General features: G+C 67.0%; 18 protein-coding genes. 9 read left to right on the forward strand and 9 right to left on the reverse strand.

From position 1 onward, the window contains the following. Window positions 1-128: 128 nt before the first annotated feature. The gene (gene ureE, locus VLK31_RS26095) at window positions 129-737 is read right to left on the reverse strand and encodes an urease accessory protein UreE (protein ID WP_409171376.1); all 609 of its coding nucleotides are present in this window, start codon (window positions 735-737) and stop codon (window positions 129-131) included. 66 nt (window positions 738-803) lie between these two features. Between ureE and VLK31_RS26100 the strand changes: the two genes are divergently transcribed. Together VLK31_RS26100 and VLK31_RS26105 are read left to right on the forward strand one after the other, a co-directional pair. After that, window positions 804-1,028 (forward strand): AbrB/MazE/SpoVT family DNA-binding domain-containing protein, encoded by a 225-nt coding sequence (locus VLK31_RS26100; protein ID WP_409171377.1) that lies wholly within the window; start codon window positions 804-806, stop codon window positions 1,026-1,028. After that, window positions 1,025-1,417: a type II toxin-antitoxin system death-on-curing family toxin gene (locus VLK31_RS26105; protein WP_409171378.1), complete on the forward strand. Its 393-nt coding sequence runs from the start codon at window positions 1,025-1,027 to the stop codon at window positions 1,415-1,417. The genes VLK31_RS26100 and VLK31_RS26105 overlap by 4 nt, the downstream gene beginning before the upstream one ends. 10 nt (window positions 1,418-1,427) lie before the next feature. Here VLK31_RS26105 and ureC read toward each other — a convergent pair whose 3' ends face one another. Genes ureC through VLK31_RS26125 form a run of 4 tightly spaced genes read right to left on the reverse strand, consistent with a single transcriptional unit; the run spans window position 1,428 to window position 4,402 of the window. Beyond that, window positions 1,428-3,146: an urease subunit alpha gene (gene ureC, locus VLK31_RS26110; protein ID WP_409171379.1), complete on the reverse strand. Its 1,719-nt coding sequence runs from the start codon at window positions 3,144-3,146 to the stop codon at window positions 1,428-1,430. 2 nt (window positions 3,147-3,148) lie between these two features. Then, window positions 3,149-3,454 (reverse strand): urease subunit beta, encoded by a 306-nt coding sequence (locus VLK31_RS26115; protein ID WP_409171380.1) that lies wholly within the window; start codon window positions 3,452-3,454, stop codon window positions 3,149-3,151. A 5-nt stretch (window positions 3,455-3,459) separates the two neighbouring features. After that, window positions 3,460-4,071 (reverse strand): HupE/UreJ family protein, encoded by a 612-nt coding sequence (locus VLK31_RS26120; protein ID WP_409171381.1) that lies wholly within the window; start codon window positions 4,069-4,071, stop codon window positions 3,460-3,462. 28 nt (window positions 4,072-4,099) lie between these two features. Continuing rightward, a complete protein-coding gene (locus tag VLK31_RS26125) occupies window positions 4,100-4,402 on the reverse strand; it encodes an urease subunit gamma (protein ID WP_116909187.1) in 303 nt (100 codons plus the stop codon). 212 nt (window positions 4,403-4,614) lie between these two features. Between VLK31_RS26125 and VLK31_RS26130 the strand changes: the two genes are divergently transcribed. The 5 genes from VLK31_RS26130 (at window position 4,615) to VLK31_RS26150 (ending at window position 11,737) form a co-directional block, all read left to right on the forward strand. Beyond that, window positions 4,615-5,823 carry a DUF6402 family protein gene (locus VLK31_RS26130; protein WP_409171382.1) on the forward strand — a complete coding sequence of 403 codons (1,209 nt, stop codon included), beginning with the start codon at window positions 4,615-4,617 and terminating at the stop codon, window positions 5,821-5,823. Further along, window positions 5,823-6,224: a hypothetical protein gene (locus VLK31_RS26135; protein WP_409171383.1), complete on the forward strand. Its 402-nt coding sequence runs from the start codon at window positions 5,823-5,825 to the stop codon at window positions 6,222-6,224. Before VLK31_RS26130 ends, VLK31_RS26135 begins: the two co-directional genes overlap by 1 nt. 26 nt (window positions 6,225-6,250) lie before the next feature. Beyond that, on the forward strand, window positions 6,251-9,883 hold the full coding sequence (locus VLK31_RS26140; RefSeq protein WP_409171384.1) for an ATP-binding protein: 3,633 nt from the start codon (window positions 6,251-6,253) through the stop codon (window positions 9,881-9,883). Between the two features lie 23 nt (window positions 9,884-9,906). Next, a complete protein-coding gene (locus VLK31_RS26145; protein ID WP_409171385.1) occupies window positions 9,907-10,935 on the forward strand; it encodes a response regulator transcription factor in 1,029 nt (342 codons plus the stop codon). 166 nt (window positions 10,936-11,101) lie between these two features. Continuing rightward, on the forward strand, window positions 11,102-11,737 hold the full coding sequence (locus tag VLK31_RS26150; protein WP_409171386.1) for a hypothetical protein: 636 nt from the start codon (window positions 11,102-11,104) through the stop codon (window positions 11,735-11,737). Between the two features lie 21 nt (window positions 11,738-11,758). On the opposite strand, the gene VLK31_RS26155 is transcribed toward VLK31_RS26150, so the two are convergent. Continuing rightward, window positions 11,759-12,679: a LysR substrate-binding domain-containing protein gene (locus VLK31_RS26155; RefSeq protein ID WP_409171387.1), complete on the reverse strand. Its 921-nt coding sequence runs from the start codon at window positions 12,677-12,679 to the stop codon at window positions 11,759-11,761. A 93-nt stretch (window positions 12,680-12,772) separates the two neighbouring features. On the opposite strand from VLK31_RS26155, the gene VLK31_RS26160 reads away from it, so the two are divergent. Continuing rightward, window positions 12,773-14,002 (forward strand): pyridoxal-phosphate dependent enzyme, encoded by a 1,230-nt coding sequence (locus tag VLK31_RS26160; RefSeq protein WP_409171388.1) that lies wholly within the window; start codon window positions 12,773-12,775, stop codon window positions 14,000-14,002. Between the two features lie 24 nt (window positions 14,003-14,026). Here the strand turns inward: VLK31_RS26160 and VLK31_RS26165 are convergent, their stop codons facing one another. Genes VLK31_RS26165 through VLK31_RS26175 form a run of 3 tightly spaced genes read right to left on the reverse strand, consistent with a single transcriptional unit; the run spans window position 14,027 to window position 16,053 of the window. Next, the gene (locus tag VLK31_RS26165) at window positions 14,027-14,665 is read right to left on the reverse strand and encodes a transcriptional regulator (protein ID WP_409171389.1); all 639 of its coding nucleotides are present in this window, start codon (window positions 14,663-14,665) and stop codon (window positions 14,027-14,029) included. Between the two features lie 10 nt (window positions 14,666-14,675). Next, window positions 14,676-15,689, reverse strand: a complete 1,014-nt coding sequence (locus tag VLK31_RS26170) for an ornithine cyclodeaminase family protein (RefSeq protein WP_409171390.1) — start codon at window positions 15,687-15,689, stop codon at window positions 14,676-14,678. Between the two features lie 52 nt (window positions 15,690-15,741). Beyond that, window positions 15,742-16,053 carry a hypothetical protein gene (locus VLK31_RS26175; protein ID WP_409171391.1) on the reverse strand — a complete coding sequence of 104 codons (312 nt, stop codon included), beginning with the start codon at window positions 16,051-16,053 and terminating at the stop codon, window positions 15,742-15,744. Between the two features lie 182 nt (window positions 16,054-16,235). Here VLK31_RS26175 and secA point away from each other — a divergent pair, with 182 nt between their 5' ends. Then, entirely contained in the window at window positions 16,236-19,022 is a 2,787-nt protein-coding gene (gene secA / locus VLK31_RS26180; RefSeq protein WP_409171392.1) for a preprotein translocase subunit SecA, read from the forward strand. Window positions 19,023-19,045 lie beyond the last annotated feature (23 nt).

The raw sequence follows: 19,045 nt of genomic DNA on the forward strand, positions 1-19,045 counted from the left end.
CCTTGCGCAGCGAAATAAAGGAGGAGGCCGCAGGCCGGGGGACATTCGCGGAGCAAGGTACCCCGTCGGCGTGTGCGCGCCCTGAACAGCGGCGCACCCCAAGCACAACGCAGAAATTCGCTCGCATCTCAGTGCGAGTGACCGTGATGCCCATGGTCATGACCGTGCGAATGGTCATGGTCGTCGAGCAGCTCAGGCGCAAGCACCAACGGCTTCGGCCCTTTGCTGCTGCCGTGCGAAGGGCCGTGGTCGTGCGCATGGTCGTGACCGTGGCCGCCGCCGTGGGAACCATACGCACCGCCCTCGGGCTCGAAGGCTTCGTCGACCGCCACGACGATCAGGTGCATCGAGCGCAGCATGTCGGCCAGCACATGATCGGGCTCGATCTTCAGGTGGTCGGGCTTGAGCTCGATCGGTACGTGCCGGTTGCCCAGGTGATAGGCCGCACGCGTCAGGTCGAACGGCGTGCCATGGGCCGTGCAATGCGTGATGCGCAACACCGCCTGCGGCGCCGCAATCACGCGCACCAGCGAACCGTCTTCGGCCACCAGCACATCGCCACCCCTCACCGCCGTGCCGCGCGGCAGGAACACGCCGATCTGGCGGCCCTGCGAGTCGGTGACGTCGAAACGGCTTTTCTGGCGGACGTCCCAGTCGAGCTCGATGGTGGCGGCGCGCTTGAGCAACACGGGCGCGAGGCCGCGGCCCTGGGGCATGAGTTTGTTGGCGGTGAGCATGGCGGGGCTTGATTTCAGCAGGGGGACGTCGATAATATAACAATCGTTATAACTTGGAGGGCGACAATGTCGGCACTCAAACTGACCCAGATCGGCAACTCCGTGGGGGTGATCCTGCCCAAGGAAGTGCTGGCTCGCCTGAAACTGGAAAAGGGCGACACCTTGTTCTTGACCGAGGCAGCCAACGGCGTGACCTTGACGCCGTATGACCCGGTTGTGGACGAGCAACTCAAGCTGGGTCGCGAGTTCATGCGCGAGTATCGGGACACTTTCCACCAACTTGCCAAATGAGCGAGTGGCGCTGGATCGACCGGCGAACGCTGATCCTGCTGCATGACGAAAGTCTGGCTGAACACGGCGGAGCACCGGGTCTGCGCGACGAAGGGCTGCTTCAGTCTGCGCTGGCGCGGCCGCTCAATCTCGTCGCCTACGGAACGCCCGATATTGCGGACCTTGCAGCGGCCTACGGCATCGGACTGGCCAAGAACCATCCCTTTGTCGACGGGAACAAACGTGCGGCCTTTCTGGCGGTAGGTTTGTTTTTGGCCTTGAACGGTCAGCGGCTGGTGGCGACGCAAACCGAAGCAACCCTCGTGATGCTGGACGTCGCGGCCAGTGGCATCGATGAAAGCAGCTTTGCCGTCTGGATTCGCGAACATCTGAAGGCTCGCTCCGGTTGACGGCAGCAATCTAGAACAAAAAATACCGCTGCGCCATCGGCAGCAACTTCGCCGGCTCGCAGGTCAGCAGGTGCCCGTCGGCGCGCACCGCATAGGTCTGCGCATCGATCTCCATCTTCGGCGTGTAGCCGTTGTGCACCATGTGCCGCTTGCGCACATTGCGGATGTTCTTCACCGCGCTGAGGGTCTTGCTCAGGCCGTAACGCTCCTTGATGCCCGAGGCCAGGCCGGCCTGCGACACGAAGGTCAGCGAACTCCGGGCGAGCGACCCGCCATACGCACCGAACATCGGACGAAAGTGCACCGGCTGCGGCGTGGGTATCGACGCGCTCGGGTCGCCCATCGCAGCCATGGCGATGGTGCCGCCCTTCAAAATGGTGAAAGGCTTCACGCCGAAGAAGGCCGGCTTCCAGATCACGATGTCGGCCCACTTGCCGACCTCGAGCGAACCCACCTCGTGCGCAATGCCGTGCGCAATGGCCGGGTTGATCGTGTACTTGGCGATGTAGCGCCTGGCGCGGAAGTTGTCGTTGCGCTCGCTGTCCTCCGGCAGCGTGCCGCGTTGCACTTTCATCTTGTGCGCCGTCTGCCAGGTGCGGATGATGACCTCGCCCACACGGCCCATGGCTTGGCTGTCGGAGCTGAACATGCTGATGGCGCCCAGGTCGTGCAGCACGTCTTCGGCGGCAATGGTTTCCTTGCGGATGCGCGACTCGGCAAAGGCCAGGTCCTCGGCAATGCCGGCGTCCAGGTGGTGGCACACCATGAGCATGTCGACGTGCTCGTCGAGCGTGTTCACGGTGTAGGGCATCGTGGGGTTGGTGGACGACGGCAGAAAGTTGGCCTCGCCCACCACGCGCAGGATGTCGGGCGCATGGCCGCCGCCCGCGCCTTCGGTGTGGAAGGCGCAGATGGCGCGCCCGCCCACGGCCGCGATGGTGTTCTCCACGAAGCCCGATTCGTTCAGCGTGTCGCTGTGAATGGCCACCTGCGTGTCGGTGGCGTCGGCCACGTCCAGGCAGTTGCTGATGGCCGCGGGCGTGGTGCCCCAGTCTTCATGCAGCTTCAGGCCGATGACGCCGGCGTCGATCTGCTCGTGCAGCGCGTCGGGCAGGCTCGCATTGCCCTTGCCCAGGAAGCCCAGGTTCATGGGGAACGCGTCGGCCGCCTGCAACATGCGCTCGATGTGCCACGGGCCGGGCGTGGCGGTGGTCGCGAAGGTGCCGGTGGCGGGGCCGGTGCCGCCGCCCAGCATGGTGGTGACGCCGGAAGACAGCGCCTCTTCGATCTGCTGCGGGCAGATGAAGTGGATGTGGCTGTCGATGCCGCCGGCGGTGACGATGTTGCCCTCGCAGCTGATGATTTCGGTGCCCGGGCCGATGACGATGTCCACGCCCGGTTGCACGTCGGGGTTGCCGGCCTTGCCGATGGCGGCGATGCGCCCGTCCTTCAGGCCGATGTCGGCTTTCACGATGCCCCAGTGGTCGAGGATGAGCGCGTTGGTCAGCACCGTGTCGACGGCGCCTTGCGCCCGGGTGCGCTGCGACTGCGCCATGCCGTCGCGAATGGTCTTGCCGCCGCCGAACTTCACTTCTTCCCCGTAGCCGCCGGCGCGCAGGGTGTAGTCGGCCTCTACTTCGATCAGCAGCTCGGTGTCCGCCAGGCGAACCCGGTCGCCCACCGTGGGGCCGAAGATTTCCGCATAGGCGCGTCGCCCGATGGTGGCCATGTTTAGAGCTTTCCTTGAACGAGGCCGCGAAAGCCGTAGACGATGCGATCGCCTGAATAGTCGACCAGCTCGACCGTGCGCTGCTGGCCCGGCTCGAAGCGCACCGCGGCGCCCGAGGCAATGTTCAGCCGCATGCCGCGCGCGGCCTCGCGGTCGAAGCCGAGTGCGCCGTTGGTCTCTGCGAAGTGGTAGTGCGAGCCGACCTGGATCGGCCGGTCGGCGGTGTTCTGCACCACCAGCGTGAGGGTGCGGCGGCCCGGGTTGAGCGTGTGTTCGCCGTCGTCGGTGAAGAGTTCGCCGGGAATCATGGCGTTCAGACCGCCTGGGCCAGCAGCGTTGCGCCCAGCGCAACCACGGCGGCACCGGCCACGCGCGGCAGCCAGGCGTTGGCATGGCGCAGCGACCAGCCCAGTGCAATGCCCGCCACGTGCAGCAGCACCGTGGCGCCGACCATGCCGGCCAGCGTAAGGGCCGCGCCGTCTTCGCTCGCCAGTTCGTGGCCGTGCGCCACGCCGTGGAACACGGCAAACACGCCGACCACCGCCATGGCAACACCAGCCGGCAGGTGCACGCGCGTGACCACCAGCAGGCCCAGCACCAGCAAAGAGGCCGCGATCATCGGCTCGACGGCCGGCAGTTGAATGCCGGCAAGGCCCATCAGCGCGCCCACCAGCAGCATGCCGGCGAAGGCCAGCGGCGCCCACAGCAGGTCGGTGCCGCGGCGCGCGGTCAGCGCGCTCCACAGGCCGACCGCGACCATGGCGGCCAGGTGGTCCGCGCCGGTCAGCGGGTGCAGAAAGCCGGTGGCAAAGCCGTGGTGCATGCCGCCGTCCACGCCGGTGTGGGCGCTGGCAGCCAGGGGCAGCACGGCGGCAAGGAAGGCGGCGGGGAGGGCCAGGGTCTTGGCGACGTTGATGTGGCGCATGAAAGGTCTTTCTTCTTCTGGGTTCAGGTCAGACGATGGGCTGGTGCACGGTCACGAGCTTGGTGCCGTCGGGGAAGGTGGCTTCGACCTGGATGTCCGGAATCATCTCGGCGATGCCGTCCATCACGTCGGCGCGGGTCAGCACGGCGCGCCCGTCGCTCATGAGCTCGGCCACGCTCTTGCCGTCGCGGGCGCCTTCCATCACGGCGGCGGAAATCAGCGCGATGGCTTCGGGGTAGTTGAGCTTGAGACCGCGCGCCTTGCGGCGTTCGGCCAGCAGCGCCGCGGTGAAGATCAGCAGCTTGTCTTTTTCGCGCGGGGTCAGTTCCATGGGATCGGCATCGGGTGGCGGGTGGAGGCGGCCATTATGGGCAGGCAGGCTTCTTTGCAACAGTCGTGCCGTGTTCGCCAAAAGTCGTACGGATGGCAAAAAAGTGCACTGAAACGGCCGCGGCGCTCGTCCGCTTGAACCTCGGCCAGCCCTGAACCCGCACCCGCCGCGCAAATACTCCGAGCCGGTGTTCGAACACAGGGGAGGAAAAAATGCAGCCACAGGCCATCGGGAAGATCGACTTCCACCGGTCCAACAATTTCATGCGTTCATGGTCGCCTCAGACCGGTGAAATCTGCAGGGAGGACATCGCGCTGTCCACGGGTCGGGCGCCTCCGTCGATGCTTGGCAAGCCCGTCGCGCATGGAGAGCGGAAATCGGTGGAGGTGCCTGCGAGGAAGAAGGCCAAGGAAGATCCGTATGTCAACACGGTGCTTGGCGCGATCAAGGCGGTGGAAGCGATGGCTGGTGCTGCGACCAGCCTGCAGCGCTGGCTCAAGTCACCGCCGCCACCGCCGCCGCCGCTGAAAGAGAAGTCGAAGCCTGTGCAAACCGTGCCGCCGTTCGACATCCAGGACATTCCCGGGGCCATGCGAAAGATCGGCGCGCCAGTGGGAGCGGACTTGATGGACAAGTGGTTTGCGGGGGCGTTGAACTATCCGCCGACGTCGGATGACGAGCGCGACGGTCTGAACCAGAACGGCATTCCCTATCCGCCAAGCATGTTCGACACCACCTCCGTCAAGATCGATTGGGTGTTGAAGTTTGCCCGGGCCCAAAGAGGTTTGAACCGTCTGATGCTTCAGCTTGAGACGACGGCCGCACGAAGAGAGATTGCCAATGCGCTGCGCCCCTACGGCAACCGGCGACACATCTGGCCTTGGCTGGAATGTCAAGGCGACATCGTTCGCTTTCACAAGGAGTTTCAGTTCCAGCAAACACCTGTCGAGGGAACCCTGAGCCAGAAGCTGACGCAATTCTTCACGCAGTCGCTCTTCAACGAAGGCCTCCCGGATGATCTGACGTGCGCCCTGGGGTCGTTCAATCTCTACGTGGCGATCTCCTATGCCTGGTTCGATCACAGCAACAAGTCGGCCGTTGTCACCCATATTTCCATTTACGTGAAAGACAACTTCACATTCACGGACGAAATCCGAAAAGCGTCGCAGTACCTCGGGCATTGGAACCGCAACCACGTGGCAATCGTCGCAGCCCACGAAGCAGCGGCACTGGCGAACATCGGATGGATCGACTACGCGGTGGTGCAGGGCAGCCTGTATGCAAAAGACGCGGTGCTTTATCCGGTCAAGAACTCGGACTTCCGTGCCTGGCAAAAAAAGCACAACCAGGGCGGCGATTTCGTCATCTACACCGACAGGCTGACGATGAAGCTCGACACGCCGATCCGGGTGGCTTTGTGATGCCCGACGTTCGCCCGGTGCGACGAGGGGGCGCCCGCCTCGTTCGCTTGATGCTTGGGATCGCGGTCACTCTTTCCTGCGTCAGCTACTGCATCGACGTGCAGGACCGGGCCCGCGCCGGTGAACCTCCCTACAGGTGGCGCACCGACGTTGCTACCGTTGAAGGTGTTTCCTATACGGCGAAGACCGCTTTCACCCGAGGACAAACGGTGTTGCTCAAGCTCTACCGCACGGGCGACCCGACGCTGCTCGCGCAGCGCACGTTCACCGAGCACGGTGTGGCGCTTCGTTGGTCGCAGGATGGGTGGCTGATCTACGACACCTCCGACGATTCCTACCTCGGCGGCGAAATTCAACTACCGCCTACCCGTCTGGACAACCTTCTCGCCAAGCTGCCTTGAGCCTTCGGCCCCTCCAGGGCCGACGGATGGCACGAAAGCTGCACCGAAACGGTGTGAACCCCCCCGACACGCCGACCCCCCAGGACGACGCCCCGCAGCGCATCGTCAAGGTCCGGCGTGACTACAACAGCTGGGTGGCCAGCGAAACGCTGGAAGACTACGCCCTGCGCTACACCCCGCAGCGCTTTCGCAAATGGTCCGAATGGCGGGTGGCCAACACGGCTTTCGGGGCGGCGTCGTTCCTGATCCTGGAGGCGGTGGGCGCCACGCTGCTGGTGCAGTACGGCTTTGCCAACGCCTTCTGGGCGATCCTGGCGACCGGGCTCATCATCTTTCTGGCGGGCGTGCCCATCAGCGTGTACGCGGCGCGCTACGGCGTGGACATGGACCTGCTCACGCGCGGCGCGGGCTTCGGCTACATCGGCTCCACGCTCACCTCGCTGATCTACGCGAGCTTCACCTTCATCTTCTTCGCGCTGGAGGCGGCGGTGATGGCCTATGCGCTGGAGCTGGCGCTGGGCATTCCGCCGGTCTGGGGCTACCTGGTGTGCGCGCTGGTGGTGATTCCGCTGGTCACGCACGGGGTGTCAGCCATCAGCCGGCTGCAGCTGTGGACGCAGCCGCTGTGGCTGCTGATGCTGGTGGTGCCGTTCGGCTATGTGCTGGTGCGCGATCCTGGTGCGTTTGCCGGCATTACGCACTACAACGGGGTTCGTGCGGGCACACAGGGCTTCAATTTGCACCTCTTTGGCGCAGCCTTGACGGTCGGCATTGCGCTGATCACGCAGATGGGCGAGCAGGCCGACTACCTGCGCTTCATGCCCGCGCGCACGCCCGCCACCGCGCGCCGCTGGTGGGCCGGGGTGTTGGCCGGCGGGCCGGGCTGGGTGGTGCTGGGCGTGCTGAAGATGCTGGGCGGCGCGCTGCTGGCCTACCTGGCGCTCACCCACATGGTGCCGGCCGACCGCGCGGTCGACCCGAACCAGATGTACCTTGCGGCCTACGAGTACGTGTTTCCCAACTACGGCTGGGCGGTGGCGGCCACGGCGCTGTTCGTGGTGATCTCTCAGCTCAAGATCAACGTGACCAACGCCTATGCCGGCTCGCTGGCCTGGAGCAACTTTTTCTCGCGCGTGGCGCACAGCCATCCGGGGCGCGTGGTGTGGGTGGTGTTCAACGCGCTCATCGCCTTCATGCTGATGGAGATGAACGTGTTCGAGGCGCTGGGCGACGTGCTGGGCCTGTTCGCCAACATCGCCATCGCCTGGATGATGGCCGTGGTGGCCGACCTGGTCATCAACAAGCCGCTGGGGCTGTCGCCGCCGGGCATCGAGTTCAAGCGCGCGCACCTGTGGGACATCAACCCAGTGGGCGTGGGCGCGATGGCGCTGGCGTCGGTGCTGTCGATCACCGCGCACCTGGGTGTGTTCGGGCCACTGGCGCAGGCGTTCTCCGCACTCATTGCGCTGGGCACGGCGCTGGTGGCTTCGCCGCTGCTGGCCTGGGCCACGGGCGGCAAGTACTACCTGGCGCGCGGCTCCGACGAGGCGCACGGCGCGGTCGCCTTCGCGCCGGCCGAGGGCCCGCGCGCGGTGCGCTGGGCGCGCGTGGAAACCGGCAGCTACCAGCGCCTGAAGGTGCAGCACTGCGTGATCTGCGAGCGCGAGTACGAAGGGCCCGACATGGCCCACTGCCCGGCCTACCAGGGCGCGATCTGCTCGCTGTGCTGCACGCTCGACGCGCGCTGCGGCGACTTGTGCAAGCCGCATGCAAGCCTGTCGGTGCAGTGGTCGGGCGTGCTGCGCTGGCTGCTGCCGCGGCGCAGCTGGCGCTACCTCGACACGGGGCTGGGGCATTTTCTGCTGCTGATGCTGGTCATCGTGCCGCTGCTGGCCGTGGTGTTCGGCGTGCTCTACCAGCAGGAGCTGCGTGCCTTCGGCGAAGGCGCGTTGGAGCTGGCCTCGCAGGCCGACGTGGCCGCGGCTCTGGCGGGCGTGCAGAAGGTTGCATTGCGCTCGGGCTTTCTCAAGGCCTACATGGCGCTGCTGGTCATTGCCGGCATCGTCGCGTGGTGGCTGGTGCTGGCGCACCAGAGCCGCAAGGTGGCGCAGGAAGAGTCGAACCGCCAGACCCACCTGCTGGTGCGCGAGATTGCGCTGCACCACGAGACCGACCGCGCGCTGCAGGCCGCCAAGCAGAGCGCGGACGAAGCCCGCGAGATCGCGGAGCAGGCAAAGCTTGCCGCGGAGCAGGCCAAGCAGGCCGCCGACCAGGCCAACCAGGCCAAGAGCCGCTACATCAGCGCCATCAGCCATGAGCTGCGCACGCCGCTCAACAGCATCCTGGGCTACGCGCAGCTAATGGGCGAAGACCCTTCGGTGCCGCCGCACCGCCGGCAGGCGGTGGCGGTCATCAAGCGCGGCGGGGAGCACCTGCTGTCGCTCATCGAAGGCACGCTGGCCATTGCGCACATCGAGGCCGGCAAGCTCACGCTGCATGCGCAGCCGATGCGCTTTGCCGACACGCTGCGCGAGCTGGCCGACATGTTCGAGCTGCAGGCGGCCGAGAAGGGGCTGCAGTTTCGCTTCGAGGCCGCGGGTGCGCTGCCAGAGGTGGTGCGCGCGGACGAAAAGCGCGTGCTGCAGATTCTCATCAACCTGCTGGGCAATGCCATCAAGTTCACGGCGGCGGGGCAGGTCACGCTGCGGCTGGCCTATGCGCGCGAGTTCGCGTCGGTGGAAATAGAGGACACGGGCCCCGGCATGCCGGCCGAGGAGATCGAGCGCATCTTCGAGCCTTTCGCACGTGGCACGCGCGGCAATTCGGCCGGTGCCTCGGCTGCGCCCGGCGCGGGGCTGGGCCTGACCATCGCCAAGATGCTGACCGACCTGATGGGCGGCGAAATGAAGGTGAGCAGCACGCCCGGCGTGGGCTCGCTGTTTTGCGTGCGCCTGTTCCTGCCGCGCGTGCACGACGCCGTGCCGGGCGCGCGCCGCGCGGCGCCGGTGCAGCGTGCGCGGCGCGGCTACGAAGGCACGCGCCGCCGCCTGCTGGTGGTCGACAACGAGGAGGCCGACCGCGACCTGCTGGGCCATGTGCTCGCCCCCCTGGGCTTCGAGCTGCGCAGCGCGGCCAGCGGCCACGACGCGCTGGACCTGATTGCCGCCGGCTACCGGCCCGACGCGATGTTCGTCGACCTTGCCATGCCGGGCATCGACGGCTGGGAAACCATTCGCCGCGCGCGCAAGCTGGGGCTGACCGACGCGTCGGTGGCCATCGTCTCGGCCAACGCCTTCGACAAGGGGCTCGACAACGACGTGGGCATTGCGCCGGAAGATTTCTTCGTCAAGCCGGTGCGCCACACCGAGCTGCTCGACTGGCTGGAGCGCCGGCTCGGCCTGCAATGGACCGACACCGCTGCCAATGCGGCTCCGTCTGCGCCGAAGGTTCTGCAGGCGCCTTCGCTGCAGCGCCTGCGCGCGCTCGAGGAGGCGGTGAGCCTGGGGTATTTCCGCGGCATCATGAACCAGCTCGACGCCATCGACGCGGCGCAGCCGGAATGCGCGGGCTGGTCCGAGGGTCAGCGCGTGCTGGCCCGCCAGTTCCAGTTCGAAGCCATGAGCCGCGCGCTGGCCCAGGCCGTTGAAAGCGCCGCGTGACGCCAATGCCTGAGATACCCCAGATGCCCCAGACGCCTACGCCCATCGACACCTCGCCGCTGGCCCGCACGCTGCGTGAGCAGCAGGGCGCCAACAGCGACCTGGTGCTGATCGTCGACGACGTGCCCGACAACCTTGCCGTGCTGCACGACGCGCTCGATGAGTCGGGCTACACCGTGCTCATTGCCACCAACGGCGAGCAGGCGCTGCAGCGCGCCGCGCAGGCCCGCCCCGACATCGTGCTGCTCGACGCGATGATGCCGGGCATCGACGGCTTCGAGGTGGCGCGCCGGCTGAAGGCCGACGCGGCCACGGCGCACATTCCCATCGTGTTCATGACCGGCCTTACCGAGACCGAGCACCTGGTGGCCGCGCTGGAGGCCGGCGGTGTCGACTACGTCACCAAGCCCATCAAGCCGAAGGAAGTGCTGGCGCGCATGAACGTGCACCTGCAGGGCGCGCGCCGCGCGCGGCAGGACGCGCGCCAGGCCGGCCAGGCGCGCAATGCGCTCGACGCCTTCGGCTACGCGAGCATCACCGTGCGCCTGCCCGAGGGGCGGCTCATCTGGCAGACGGCGCTGGCGCGCGACCTGCTGCAGCGCTACTGCGACACGCGCGCGCCCGAGACGCCACCGGCGGTGCTCGACTGGCTGCGCAGCCACACGCCCGACGCGCGGCAGCGTGGCATCGAGCCGCCGGCACTGTCTATTGCGCACGGCGCCGGCAGCCTCACGCTGCGGCTGCACCAGCAGACCAGCAGCGACGACGACGGCGACGAGTGGATGATCATCATGCGCGAGGTGTCAGACACCGGCGTGATCGAGGCCATGAGCCTGAGCCTGAAGCTCACGGCGCGCGAGGCCGAGGTGCTGTACTGGGTGGTCAAGGGCAAGACCAACAAGGACATCGGCGAGATCCTGGGCAGCAGCCCGGCCACCGCCAAGAAGCACCTGGAGCGGGTGTACGTGAAGCTGGGCGTGGAAACGCGCACCGCCGCGGCCGGCGTGGCCATCAAGCGCATCCGGGAGTTGCAGCCGCAGTTCGAGATCTGACGCCGACAGGGCGGCTGGTGGTTGGTGGTGGCGTCATGGCGCCGACTTTCCGCGTCCCTAGAATGTTTCGAGCCCCGGGACGCGTGCGATGAAGAACAGACAGACAACAAGAAACAAACCGCCAGTCCCTGGCTGGGTGCTAGCGGCTTGCTGCGCGGCGAGTCTGTTGCTGGGCACCGGCGCGCAGGCTGCGGGGCACTTCGACGTCGACGATGCCAGCACGCTCGACCCCGGCCAGTGTCAGTACGAGACCTGGTGGGGCCGCACCGGCGTGGAGCCCGTCACGGGCTTTCACTTTGGGCCCGCCTGCCGCGTGGGCCCGGTGGAGTTGGGCTTGAACCTCGACCGCACCGCGGTGGCTGGCGTGCATGGGGTCACCGGCGGGCCGCAGCTCAAGTGGAACTTCTACGGACAGGCACCCGACGCGCCCTTCAGCGCCGCCGTGTCGATGGGCGCGGTGTTCGACCTGAAGCACGGCGGGCGCGCGGGCGGGCAGTTTGTCGTGCCCCTGACCTGGCGGCCCTTCGACAGCCTGCAGGTCCATGCCAACCTGGGTGCCGACTGGGCCAACGGCACCGGCGCGCGCACAGCACGCATGGGCGCGGCGCTGGAGTGGGCGCTGAACGACACCGTCTCCCTCATTGCGGAGCGCAACCGCGCATCGAATGTGTGGACCTCGCGCATCGGCGGGCGCTTCAGCCTTACGCCGCTGATCAGCGTGGACCTGAGCACCTCGCGCACCGGGCCGCAGGGCGTGCGCGGCTTCGTGGTCGGGCTGAACCACGAGTTCAGCTGGAAGTGAAGCGGCCGGGGCGCTGGCTGGCTAGCGCAGGTGGTGCTGCATCCGCTTCTCGTCATCGGCCAGCTGCTGGCGCATGAGCGAAATGAAGTCGCGCGCCGTGGCCGACAGCGCCTTGCCCGCGGGCAGCGCCAGCAGGCAGGTGAAGTACACGTCCACTGAAAACTTGCGCACCACCAGCCCGCGCTCCGCGTAGTCGAGCGCGGTGATCGGGTTGACCACCCCCACCCCCAGCCCGCGCAGCGCCATCTCGCACACGCTGGCCCCGTAGGGCGTTTGCACCAGAACCCGCAGCGCCACGCCATGCGGGGCCAGGGCCGCCTCCAGCCGCTGCTGCGAGGGGTCTTCGGGGTTGAGCGCCAGAAAGGGCGCCTCCGCCAGCTGTTCGGGCTTGATGGTCTTGAAGCGGGCCAGCGCGTGGTCGGGTGGCATGACGATCACGCCGCTCATGCGCGAGAAGGTCGAGTGGTCGATGCCCTCGAGCGAGAGCTCGTCGGCCATCAGGCCGAAGTCGGAGATGCCCATGGCCACCCGGTCGCGCACGTCCTTGGAGCTCAGCAACTGCAGCGACACCTGCGGCCAGGGGCTCGCGCCGCGGTGCGCCTTCAGCCGCGCCAGCGCGCGCGGCATGAAGCCCAGGCCGTAGGCGGGAAAGCAGCTGAGCTCCAGCTGGCTCACGCCGAAGTCGCGCAGGCTGCGCACGCGGTGCTCGATGGCGTCCATGCCGATGAACACCCGCTCCACCTCCACCCACAGCGCGCGCGCCTCGGGCGTGGGCACCAGCCGCCCGCCGGTGCGCTGGAACAGCAGCATGCCGGCCTGCGCCTCGAGCCGCTTGAGCGACTGGCTGATGGCCGGCTGCGTCACATGCAGCAAGGCCGCAGCCTTGCGCGTGGAGCTGGCGCGCATCAAGGCCCGGAAGGTTTCGATTTCTGTGAACCGCATCGATAAGTTTCTTTATCGGTTGAGTATTTGTACCGTCTGAATATTATTTGCAATTGCTTAAGATTTGGGCAAATCCCTCACCGCACCCACCCTGTGACGACATCGCCCGTTCTGGACTTCAAGTTCGCCGTTCCGCCTTCGGATTTGCTTGCGCACCCTGCGGCAAATCCCCTGGGCGTGGTGCGGGACCGCACCCCCAAGCCGCTGCGCAACCCGCTGCTGCGCGGCCTGCAGTGCCTGCGCTGCGACGCGCTCTACCCGGTCACGCTCACGCACGACGGCTGCCCGGCCTGTCGGCGCGCCGGCTTTCACGTGGCCCTGCGCGCCAGCTACCTGCCCGACAGCGCCCAGACGATGCCGATGCCCTACAACGCGGGCTTTGCGCTGGGCGAGGGCCGCACGCCGCTGCAGGACATGCCCGAGCTGGCCCGGCAGTTCGGCGTGGCGCGCCTGTCGCTGAAGGACGAGTCGTGCAACCCGACCGGCTCGCACAAGGACCGCATGACCGCGATGGGCGTGGCGCAGGCGCTGGAATTCGACGCGCACACGGTGGTGCTGGCCTCCTCGGGCAATGCGGCGGTGTCGGCGGCGCACTACGCCTGGGCCGCGGGCCTGGGCTGCGAAGTGGCCGCCTACGAAGGCATGCCGGCCACCTACACCCGCCAGCTGGACGCGCTGGGCGCGCGGCGCTACGTGTTTGCCGACAACGCGGGCCGCTGGGCCTTCGTGCGCGACCGCGCGCAGCACCCGGGCTACTTCGCGCTGACCAATTACCATCTGCCCGCGCTGGGCAGCGCGCCGCTGGCCATCGAGGGCTACAAGCCCATTGCGCTCGAATGCGTGACCGACGGCGGCCTGCCCGACCACATCGTGGTTCCGACCGCACGGGGCGACCTGGCCTGGGGCATCTACGCGGGCTTTCGGGACCTGCTGGCGGCCGGGCGCATTCCGCGTCTGCCCAGGCTCTGGCTGGTGGAGCCGTTTCCGCGGCTGTCGCGCGTGTTCGCGGGCGGTGCCATCAACGGCAGCTACCCGGGCCACACCGCGCAGTTTTCCACCGCGGGCGCCACCGTCACCTACCTGCAGTGGCAGGCGGCCACCGCAACCGCCGGCGGCGCGGTGGTGGTGAACGACGAGCAGGCGCGTGACGCGCGCAGGCTGCTCACCGCGGCCGGCGTCAGCGCCGAGCTGTGCGCGGCCGGCGGCCTGGCCGCGCTGCAGCAGCTGCGCGAGAGCAACGCCATTGCACCCGACGCGCACGTGGTGCTGATGCTGACCGCCAACGCGGCCGGCGACCCGAGCTGGCCTGATCGCGCCAGCTGAGTTTTTTCGGCGAAGGGGCGTGCGCTACTTCGCGTCGCTGTAAACGGTGGCGCGCGACACGCCCATGTGCGCCGCCGCTATCTCTGCGCCGCGGCGCACCTCCAGCAGGCCCGCCTTCTTCAGCTCCTGCACCAGCTGCTTGCGGTCGGCCGGCCTGAGCGAGCGCGAGGTGGTGGCGCGCGTGGCCGCGAATTCGTCGATGCGCGCATGGATGCGTTGCGCGTGCGCGCCGCCAACATCCAGGTGCTCGTGCACCTCCTTGTCGTCGATGCGCGTGAACTGCGAGATGGCGCCCTGGAAGCTCTGGAACAGCGTGAGGTCGACGTTCAGGCACAGCGCGGCCACGTACTCGCCGCTTTCGTCCTTCACGCCGATCGACGTGCTCTTGACCTTGCGTCCGTCGGGAAAGGTGTTGGCGTAGTTCGCGATCACCGCCGGAAACTCCGGGTCGCGGATGCGCGCCAGGCCCAGCTCGGTGGCCGACTGGCCGACCTCGCGGCCGCTCAGGCTGTTCTCGATGGCGTAGATCGCGTTCTCGGGGTTGCTCAGGTCGTGCACCACCACCTCGCAGAAGGGCGCAAAGGTTTCGCCCAGGCCTTGGGCCATGGTGCGCAGCATCTCAAGGAGCTGCGCGTTGGACTGCTTGTTCGGCTGCTTTTTCATGTCGCCCAACTTACCAGGGCCACGCGATGCGTGTGCCCGCGCCGGTCTCCAGCGCGCGCGCATGCAGCTGGCGCGCAACGGTCAGGTCCTGCAGCGCGAGGCCGGTCATGTCGAACACCGTGATGTCGCCGGGCGCGCGCTCGAAAGGCACCTTGCCGCTCAGCAGGTCGCCGAGCTCCAGGCTCTGCGTGTCCGGCGCCCACTGCGTCTCGCCGATTTGCTGCGCCTGCGTGCGGTCGTCCACGACCAGGCGCACGCGCTGCAAGAGGCCCTCTGGCAGTTCGCGCTTGCCGCGCGTGTCGGCGCCCACGCAGTTCAGGTGGGTGCCGGGTTGCACGGCGTCCAGGTCGAACAGCGCGCCGCCGCCCGGGGTGGCGGTGACGACAACGTCGCTCTGGGCGACGGCCGCATTGCGGTCGCTTGCGGGGCCAATGGCGCAACGGCCGGCGAAATGCGCCTCGAAGGCGGCGTTGCGCCGGCCGTCGGCGCTCACATAAAGAACCTCGCGCAGCGAGGGCATCAGGCGCAGCGCGAAGTCGAGCTGAATGCGCGCCTGCACGCCGGTGCCGAACAGGCACAGCCGCGTGCTGTCGGGCCGCGCGAGCTGCCGCAGGCCGAGCCCGCCGGCGGCGCCGGTGCGCACCGTGGTCACGGTGTTGCCGTCGATCACGCACAGCGGCCGGCCGGTGGCGGGGTCGATCAGCAGCACCGTGGCCTGGTGCGGCTCGCCGCCGCGCTGCCGGTTGGCGGGCCAGAAGCCGGCCGCCTTGAAGCCGAGCAGGCCCTGTGCCTGCACGTCACCCGACTTGATGCCGAACACGCCGCCCGTGCGCAGCGGCTCGCGCACCACCGGAAACACGCGGCCTTCGCGGTCGCTGTGCAGCACGAAGGCCTCGCGCACGGCCTGGAGCACGTCGTCGGGAGAGAGGAGGGCGTCGACCTGGTGCTTGTCGAGCAGCAAGAGTTGGGCGTCGGCGGGCGCCGTGGGGAGTGTCGAAAGTGTCGAGAGGGGCGAAGGTGTCATTTGGAAATATTATCTACTTCCAGACGAAAAATAAAAACAAGGCGATGCAGGGTCAGCGTCCGCCCGTGTACACCTTGATGCGGATCGTCGCCACGTCCCAGCCCTTGTTCTTCAGCCGGGTCACCAGCATGGGAGACAGCTGACGCAGCTTGGCCGCCGCGGCGCTGCCCTTGACCAGCAGGCACCAGACGTCGCCCTCCGCCGGGCCGGGCAGGATGGCGGCGCGCATGGCGGGGGGAATCAGGCCTTCCACCGCCTTCAGCCGCTCGGCGGTGTCGCGGGCACGCGCCATCAGGCTGCCCAGGGTGGGCGAGCCTTCCGCTGCCTGCTGCAGCGAAATGGGGGGGGGCGTGCGGCGATACATGGGTAATCCAGGGGTTAGAAACAAGACAGCTAAAATGCCCGGTTTGCCGGCGTTCGCGCCGGAAAAAAGGCTGCTCGCTTTCAAAACTTGTTTTTGAAGAGGGCGCGCCCAACTGCTCTCACCATATCTTAGGGAATCCGGTCGTAGTGCCTGTCGTCTCAGGTGCCCGCCCATCTCCACCCATGGCAACCAACTTCCTGACCCAGATTTTCGGCAGTCGCAACGATCGGCTCCTCAAGCAGTATCGCAAGACGGTGGAACGCATCAATGCGCTCGAACCCGAGTTCGAGAAGCTCAGCGACGACGGGCTGCGCGCCAAGACGCAGGAGTTCAAGGACCGCGCCGCCAAGGGCGAATCTTTGGACGACCTGCTGCCCGAAGCCTTCGCCACCGTGCGCGAGGGCTCCAAGCGCATCATGAAGATGCGGCACTTCGACGTGCAGCTGCTCGGCGGCATGGCGCTGCACAACGGCAAGATCTCCGAAATGCGCACCGGTGAGGGCAAGACCCTGACCGCCACGCTGCCGGTGTACCTGAATGCGCTGTCCGGCAAGGGCGTGCACGTGGTCACGGTGAACGACTACCTGGCCAACCGCGACGCGACCTGGATGGGCCGCCTCTACAACTTCCTGGGTCTGACGGTGGGCATCAACCTGCCGCAGATGCCGCGCGAAGAAAAGCAGGCCGCCTACGGCAGCGACATCACGTACGGCACCAACAACGAGTACGGCTTCGACTACCTGCGCGACAACATGGTGTACGAGCCCGGCGACCGGGTGCAGCGCGTGCTGAACTTCGCGATCGTGGACGAGGTGGACTCGATCCTGATCGACGAAGCCCGCACCCCGCTGATCATCAGCGGCCAGGCCGAAGACCACACCGACATGTACCTGGCCATCAACAAGGTGGTGCCGCTGCTGACCAAGCAGGAAGGCGAAGCCGACCCGCGCACCGGCGAAGGCGTCACGGTGCCCGGCGACTTCACGGTCGACGAGAAAACACACCAGGTGTTTCTGACCGAAGACGGCCATGAGAACGCAGAGCGCATCCTGGGCGAGTTCGGCCTGCTGCCCGATGGCGCGTCGCTTTACGACCCGGCCAACATCACGCTGATGCACCACCTGAACGCGGCGCTGCGCGCGCGCCACCTATACCACCGCGACCAGAGCTACGTGGTGCAGGAAGGCGAAGTGGTCATCGTCGACGAGTTCACCGGCCGCCTCATGACCGGCCGCCGCTGGAGCGACGGCCTGCACCAGGCCGTGGAAGCCAAGGAAGGCGTGGAGATCCAGGCCGAGAACCAGACGCTGGCCTCCATCACTTTCCAGAACTACTTCCGCCTGTACGGCAAGCTGGCTGGCATGACCGGCACGGCCGACACCGAAGCCTACGAGTTCCAGGAAATCTATGGTCTGGAGACCATGATCATTCCGCCGAACCGCATCAGCAAGCGCGACGACCAGCTCGACCGCGTCTACAAGACGACGCGCGAGAAGTACGAAGCGGCCATTCAGGACATTCGCGAGTGCTACGAGCGCGGCCAGCCGGTGCTGGTGGGCACCTCGTCGATCGAGAACTCGGAAATCATCGACGCCCTGCTCGACAAGGCCGGGCTGCCGCACCAGGTGCTCAACGCCAAGCAGCACGCCCGCGAAGCCGACATCGTGGCGCAGGCCGGCCGCACGAAGATGATCACCATCGCGACCAACATGGCCGGTCGCGGTACCGACATCGTGCTGGGCGGCAACATCGAGAAGATGATCGAGGCGGTCGAGAACGACGAAGGCCGCGACGCTGCCGCCAAGGAAGCCGACATTGCGCACATTCGCGCCGAATGGACCAAGGACCACGAGTTCGTGAAGTCCCTGGGCGGTCTGCGCATCATTGCGACCGAGCGCCATGAGTCGCGCCGCATCGACAACCAGCTGCGTGGTCGTTCGGGCCGCCAGGGCGACCCGGGTTCGTCGCGCTTCTACCTGAGCCTGGACGATCCGCTGATGCGCATCTTCGCGGGCGACCGTGTGAAGGCGATCATGGACCGCCTGAAGATGCCCGACGGCGAGGCCATCGAGGCCGGCATCGTCACGCGCAGCATCGAGAGCGCGCAGCGCAAGGTGGAGGCGCGCAACTTCGACATCCGCAAGCAACTGCTCGAGTACGACGACGTGTCGAACGACCAGCGCAAGGTGATCTACCAGCAGCGCAACGACATCCTCGATGCGACCGACCTCACGGCGCAGATTGCCGGCCTGCGCGAAGGCTGCTTCACCGACCTGGTGCGCCAGTACGTGCCGAGCGAATCGGTCGAAGAGCAGTGGGACTTGGCAGGCCTGGAGAAGAGCCTGACGAACGAGTGGGGCATCGACATGCCGCTCAAGCAGGAGGTCGAGGCCGCGGAAGCCATTGCCGACGAAGACATCGTCGAGAAGGTGCTCACGCATGCCAACGAAAGCTTCGACGCCAAGGTGGCGCTGATCGGCCAGGAGAACTTCACCCAGTTCGAGCGCATGGTGCTGCTGCAGAGCATCGACACGCATTGGCGCGAACACCTGGCCTCGCTCGACTACCTGCGCCAGGGCATCCACCTGCGCGGCTATGCGCAGAAGCAGCCCAAGCAGGAGTACAAGCGCGAGGCCTTCGAGCTCTTCGGCCAGCTGCTCGACTCGGTCAAGAACGAAGTCACCCGCCAGCTGATGACGGTGCGCGTGCAGTCGGGCGAACAGCTCGAAGAGGCCGCCGAAGCGCTGGAAAGCCGTGGCGAGAACCTGGCCAACATCACCTACAGCGCGCCGACCGAAACCGGCGAGGTCGAGGTGCGTGTCGACGAAGAGAGCCAGCGCCGCGCGGCATTCGCCGGTGCGGGCGCCATCAGCGCCGAGGCCGCGGCCTTCGGTCGCGTGGGCCGCAACGACCCGTGCCCTTGCGGCAGCGGAAAAAAGTTCAAGCAGTGCCACGGCAAGCTGAGCTGATCTCCAGAACCTTTCACCGAGAG

The sequence above is a fragment of the Variovorax sp. H27-G14 genome (genome assembly GCF_046156345.1).
Classification (GTDB): domain Bacteria; phylum Pseudomonadota; class Gammaproteobacteria; order Burkholderiales; family Burkholderiaceae_C; genus Variovorax.

Coding starts and splice junctions, on each gene's coding strand:
- VLK31_RS26120 (WP_409171381.1), bottom strand. CDS start 4,071: ATGCGCCACATCAACGTCGCCAAGACCCTGGCCCTCCCCGCCGCCTTC.
- VLK31_RS26155 (WP_409171387.1), bottom strand. CDS start 12,679: ATGCGGTTCACAGAAATCGAAACCTTCCGGGCCTTGATGCGCGCCAGC.
- VLK31_RS26135 (WP_409171383.1), top strand. CDS start 5,823: ATGCCCGACGTTCGCCCGGTGCGACGAGGGGGCGCCCGCCTCGTTCGC.
- VLK31_RS26145 (WP_409171385.1), top strand. CDS start 9,907: ATGCCCCAGACGCCTACGCCCATCGACACCTCGCCGCTGGCCCGCACG.
- VLK31_RS26115 (WP_409171380.1), bottom strand. CDS start 3,454: ATGATTCCCGGCGAACTCTTCACCGACGACGGCGAACACACGCTCAAC.
- VLK31_RS26165 (WP_409171389.1), bottom strand. CDS start 14,665: ATGAAAAAGCAGCCGAACAAGCAGTCCAACGCGCAGCTCCTTGAGATG.
- VLK31_RS26130 (WP_409171382.1), top strand. CDS start 4,615: ATGCAGCCACAGGCCATCGGGAAGATCGACTTCCACCGGTCCAACAAT.
- VLK31_RS26100 (WP_409171377.1), top strand. CDS start 804: ATGTCGGCACTCAAACTGACCCAGATCGGCAACTCCGTGGGGGTGATC.
- VLK31_RS26105 (WP_409171378.1), top strand. CDS start 1,025: ATGAGCGAGTGGCGCTGGATCGACCGGCGAACGCTGATCCTGCTGCAT.
- VLK31_RS26140 (WP_409171384.1), top strand. CDS start 6,251: ATGGCACGAAAGCTGCACCGAAACGGTGTGAACCCCCCCGACACGCCG.
- ureC (WP_409171379.1), bottom strand. CDS start 3,146: ATGGCCACCATCGGGCGACGCGCCTATGCGGAAATCTTCGGCCCCACG.
- VLK31_RS26175 (WP_409171391.1), bottom strand. CDS start 16,053: ATGTATCGCCGCACGCCCCCCCCCATTTCGCTGCAGCAGGCAGCGGAA.
- VLK31_RS26125 (WP_116909187.1), bottom strand. CDS start 4,402: ATGGAACTGACCCCGCGCGAAAAAGACAAGCTGCTGATCTTCACCGCG.
- secA (WP_409171392.1), top strand. CDS start 16,236: ATGGCAACCAACTTCCTGACCCAGATTTTCGGCAGTCGCAACGATCGG.
- ureE (WP_409171376.1), bottom strand. CDS start 737: ATGCTCACCGCCAACAAACTCATGCCCCAGGGCCGCGGCCTCGCGCCC.
- VLK31_RS26170 (WP_409171390.1), bottom strand. CDS start 15,689: ATGACACCTTCGCCCCTCTCGACACTTTCGACACTCCCCACGGCGCCC.